The sequence below is a fragment of the Leptospira terpstrae serovar Hualin str. LT 11-33 = ATCC 700639 genome (genome assembly GCF_000332495.1).
Classification (GTDB): Bacteria; Spirochaetota; Leptospiria; order Leptospirales; family Leptospiraceae; genus Leptospira_A; species Leptospira_A terpstrae.
In genome coordinates this window covers 1-4,186 of the sequence record NZ_AOGW02000003.1, presented here as the reverse complement: position 1 = coordinate 4,186, position 4,186 = coordinate 1, and the positions used below count along the sequence as shown (strand labels likewise).

Sequence of the window (4,186 nt, the reverse complement as noted above, 5' to 3'; positions counted from 1 at the left end):
AAGAAAAACTAAATAAAAGGGGAAACGTAGTAGCTCCCCTCTCTAACTCCGAACGTCGTATAACAACGGGGAAACGCTGCGCTTCGGCACAAGGCCTCGCTTGGGCTGCGCCACATTCCTCTCCGTCACGCTTTCTTGCGATCGCAAGAAGCGCGCCGACGCTAACGCCTGCGTTCGCAGGCTCAGCTACGAGGAACGTCGTCTCCCCTAGTTCGTTATGCGTAATTTGACAATTTAAAAAAAAATAGAGCAAAGTATGATTAAAAACAAACGTAACGACATAATCAATATATTTTTGATTTCACCGATAGGAAAAATTGGAACTCCAACTTATGAAAAATTTAAAGATTCCTTAGATTATATAATTAACCCAGCAATAATAAATTCTGAGTTTAATTTAAAACTAACGAGAGCAGATGAAATACAAAAAACTGGATCGATAATCAATGATATAGTCACTCAAATTGCAACAAGTTTTATCGTCATAGCAGATCTAACTGATCTAAATCCTAATGTATTCTACGAATTAGGCGTGAGACACGCATTAAGCCCCAGAACTATATTAATTTCGCAAAGCGAAGAATTTATACCCTTTGATCTAAAAGATTATAGAACGATTATTTATGATACTAGTGCAAAGGGAGCAAAGTTATTTTCGGAATCATTAAATGCCTTCATAAAAGAAATTTTTGAATCTCCGGAACATCTCGATAATCCGGTCTTAGAGAAATTACCAAAAATACACAGACAATCTATATCTCTTGAAAAACAAGAATTTGAAAAAATTCCTATGTCAAAAGCTTCTGAAAAAAGGAATAAAGAGAAAAAAAATACAATAGAAAACAGATTAAAAAGATTATTGAGAATAGATGGAATTGAAGCACAGAGTACAATTGGACATCAAGAAATTGTATTTGCTGATAGAAAAATGGAAAAAAATATACCAGGTTCCGAAGGGTCATTTGCATTGCATTGGAAACTAAATGAGGATAAAAAAACTATTTCAAACTACTACTATATTTCAATTAGTGAATCTTTATTAAATTGGGATGATCTTCGAACGGATGTTAGGATGCTTATAGCAGAAACAAGTGATTTTCCATCTTTAATTGAATTCATCATAGTTTCAGGTAATTCGGTTCCGAGTACATCAAAAGAAAATATAAAAATTAACTTCAATAAATTACTCTCAAAAATACCTTCGCATAGAAGAAGGTACTATAAATTGGAACATTGGGATGAAAAATATTTAAAAAAAAGGGAAAAAGAAGTAGGTATAGTCGATTAAGAGTCAAACTACGCATAACAGCCGCTAACCACTTCGCTTCGGGTCTTTGCCCTCGCTCGGCCTTCGGCACATAGGCTTTTGTCACTCCTCTTGCATACGCAAGCGTCGCGCCAATCCCTAACGCCTCTAACGAGGCTCAGGGCCAGCCTACGTCGGTTAGCTAGTTACGTTATGCGAAATTCAATGAAAGCAATTTTAAAGGAAAATAAAATGAAAGAATGGATTCCAATTTTTCTATGTACATTAATTGTCTCGTCAATTACTGTGAATTGTGACGGCAAAAACAAAAATACTTTAGAACAAAAGGAAAGAATTACTTGGTTAAGAAAGTATTTAAAAGAAAGTGAACTTCTTAAAGATGATTCAAAAAATCTAACTAAAACTTCAGCTTACTTTTATCAAAATAAAATTCTAAACAGCGTAGCCGAACCAGAAGAATTATACTCAAAAACAAACATAAATACAATCATTGATTTTAGTAAGAACGCAAACAAAAGAATAAAAATTCGTAAATTAAATGAGTTTTTAGCAATTATATCAACACTTGGTTTTGATTCAGCCGGAGAATTGTTAAAAGAAGATCATCTCTGGTTAAAGCAAAATGAAAAATGGTCTTTATTTGAACTTGAAAACGAAAATGTTCAATTTCCAGGGCAAAAAGTAATGTTTGAAGAAATCAAATATAAAAAAGGAAAATTCATAATTCTTCATGGAGGTTGTTGCGATACTGAATCTATAGCAATTCTTGAAGTTTTAAATAATAAATCACTGGAACTTTTATTCAACAATACTCTTTATGGAACAAGTTATAAATTCTTAAAGAAAAACGGGAAATTAGAAATTTTCGAGAGAGATATTGAAAACAATATTATAAATGAAATCTCTTTGGAATCCCATTGAACTTCGCATAACAGCACCTAATCGCTTCGCTTCGGCACTTACGGCCTCGCTCGGTCTGCGACACATAGGCTTCTGGCACTCCTCTTGCTTGCGCAAGCGTCGTTCCAGTCCCTAACGTCCCGTTCCGGGACTCAGGGTCAGCCTACGTCGGTTAGGCTAGTTCGTTATGCGATATTTTGGCAAAATATTTTCCAAGATAATTTAAACAAAACACATAAATTAATAATACAAAATGAGAATTTTACTTTCAATATTAAACTTTATTGCACTACTCGGAGCAATCATTTGGTGGAACACTTCTCCCGATTGGGAACCAGCAGTTACATCGATTGGACTATTAGGAACGCTTCTAGCTCAAGTCTTCACAAGTGATCAGATAAAATCTAAATTGAAATTTATACAGAAATCTGGAAAAGAATCCTACAATTATCAAGCTGCAGGAAATCAAACTGTTACTGATAACAAAAATATCCAAACTGGAAATCAAAATGCTCAGATGATGCAAGCCGAAAATATGACAGTCCACATCGGTATTGATGAAAAAAGAGCAAGAGAGATTTATCAAGAAATGAATTTACAACTCAGAAAAGAATACACACAAGAAGCTTGGACAGTTGCCAATTCAAGAGTAAGCGAATTTGAAAATAAACTTATGCCAAAAATGGAAAAAGTAAATGGCGCACTGGAAGCATTTGCTGATCCTAGTTTTCAGTTATTATTAGTTGAAGCACAAAAGACAGCTGCCGCTACAGAAAGACCAGCAGACTATGACCTTTTATCTGAACTACTTATACATAGATTTAAAAAGGGCGAAAATAGAAATATAAGAGCAGGAATTAGTCGCGCAGTAGAGATAGTTGATGAAATCTCCGATGATGCGTTATTAGGTTTAACAGTTTCACATGCAGTATCAACATTCTTCCCGGCAAGTGGAGATATACATCAAGGATTAGATGTTTTAAACGATTTATTCGGAAAATTATTGAATGGTTCCCTTCCTAAGGGAAATGAATGGCTCGATCATTTGGACATACTAGATACTGTTCGACTTAGCTCATTCGGAAATCTAAAAAAAATAGAAGAATATTATCCTCAACAATTATCCGGCTATATTGATTTAGGAATTGAAAAAGACTCAGAAAATCACCATAAAGCTATAAACATATTAACTGAATCAAAATTACCTCAAAATATTTTAATTGAACATCATTTTAATAAAACTTTTTTACGAATATTTGTACCAAATAAATATGAGATTAGTAATGTAAAACTAATGCATAAAGTAAATCATAATGGAAGAGCCTATTCAGTTCCGGTTGAATTATCTGAAGATCAAAAACAATCGCTTTATTCTATTTATGACCTTTACAAACAAGATGATAACCTTAAAAAAGAAAATGTACAAAAATTTAAAGAAGAATGGGAAAAACGACCAAATCTAAAAACATTAAAAGAATGGTGGGACAATATAGGCACTAGTTTTCAAATTACATCAGTTGGGAAAGTCTTGGCACATGCTAATGCTCAAAGAAGTGATAAAAATTTACCTCCTCTAAACTAGTATGTATACATTTAATTGTCAAAAGCCAAAACAATCGCATAACAGCACCTTCCCGCTACGCTTCGGGACAAGCCCTCGCTCGGCCTCCGGCAAATTGTCCTCCTGTCACTCGGTTGCATACGCAAGCTCTGTGCCAGTCCCTAACGTCCCATTCGGGACTCAGGGTCGGACAACTTCGGGAAGGCTAGTTCGTTATACGATAGTCGAAAAAAATAAACAATACCCATGTTAAAAAAATATACAATAATATTCTTATTATTAAAAATCACTTCATGCAAATCGATAGATTTAAACTCAGAATTGGAACAAAAAAACTATTTTCAAATAAAAACATCCACACAAACAACTTTATATTTAAATCAGAACACTAGTTCACTCATTATTGAAAAATTAAAAAAAATACATATGTAACGTTATTAAATTCCTCCGCAAATCAC

General features: G+C 34.0%; 3 protein-coding genes. All 3 read left to right on the top strand.

Annotated elements, in window-relative coordinates:
• Window positions 1–256: 256 nt before the first annotated feature.
• Window positions 257–1,288 (top strand): hypothetical protein, encoded by a 1,032-nt coding sequence (locus LEP1GSC203_RS19420; protein WP_002971928.1) that lies wholly within the window; start codon window positions 257–259, stop codon window positions 1,286–1,288.
• A gap of 183 nt (window positions 1,289–1,471) precedes the next feature.
• A complete protein-coding gene (locus LEP1GSC203_RS01420; RefSeq protein ID WP_232225717.1) occupies window positions 1,472–2,188 on the top strand; it encodes a hypothetical protein in 717 nt (238 codons plus the stop codon).
• A gap of 232 nt (window positions 2,189–2,420) precedes the next feature.
• The gene (locus LEP1GSC203_RS01415; RefSeq protein WP_002971930.1) at window positions 2,421–3,749 is read left to right on the top strand and encodes an LPO_1073/Vpar_1526 family protein; all 1,329 of its coding nucleotides are present in this window, start codon (window positions 2,421–2,423) and stop codon (window positions 3,747–3,749) included.
• Window positions 3,750–4,186: the final 437 nt, after the last annotated feature.

Excerpts from the sequence above, each read along its gene's own strand:
- LEP1GSC203_RS19420 (WP_002971928.1), top strand. The coding sequence starts at position 257 with ATGATTAAAAACAAACGTAACGACATAATCAATATATTTTTGATTTCA.
- LEP1GSC203_RS01415 (WP_002971930.1), top strand. The coding sequence starts at position 2,421 with ATGAGAATTTTACTTTCAATATTAAACTTTATTGCACTACTCGGAGCA.
- LEP1GSC203_RS01420 (WP_232225717.1), top strand. The coding sequence starts at position 1,472 with ATGAAAGCAATTTTAAAGGAAAATAAAATGAAAGAATGGATTCCAATT.